At 51.7% G+C, this 542-nt stretch carries 1 protein-coding gene; it reads right to left on the minus strand.

Going from position 1 to position 542, the window contains the following annotated elements; translation table 11 throughout:
- A partial coding sequence (locus EII41_RS13755; protein ID WP_148091771.1) for a fibronectin type III domain-containing protein occupies positions 1 to 542 on the minus strand: 542 nt, incomplete at both ends.

Raw genomic sequence — 542 nt, forward strand, 5'->3', positions numbered from 1 at the left:
AAGTCCGAGCCGTTTTTACCGGATAGGCACTGGAATTACCCGCGGCATCGAATATCACGGCAAAGAATTCATATTCCGTATCGGGTGTTAAGTTCGTTATCGTATAGCTGAGCATTCCAAGCGTCGGAGCCACGTAAGCTATCCAACCCGTAGTCGATTTCTTCCTCCATAATATCCGATACTTCAAACCACTTTGCGGTGTTACGTTGTCGGTGCCATGCGTCCATCTAACGGTGAGGCTGTTGGCGGTAGAAGTAATGGTGCCGTAGCTGCCCGGCGTGGGATCTTGGGTATCGGGCGCCGCTTTGGTTTTGATCGTTCTTTGGCCGTACCAGCTGCCTTTATCGGCTTCATCGACGACTATCACATCCAGCTCATACTCGGTATTAGGTTCGAGACCGGTAATGAGATAGCCGGTCATATCGGTGGTAGAAGAACCACTACTACTCCACCCTCCCCCTGCTGACTTTTTCCTCCATTCCAGTCGATACCGCAGCTTGTTTTGCGGCGTGACGTTATCGCTTCCGCGCGTCCAGTTTACC

Source organism: Tannerella forsythia (genome assembly GCF_003860135.1).
GTDB lineage: Bacteria > Bacteroidota > Bacteroidia > Bacteroidales > Tannerellaceae > Tannerella > Tannerella forsythia_A.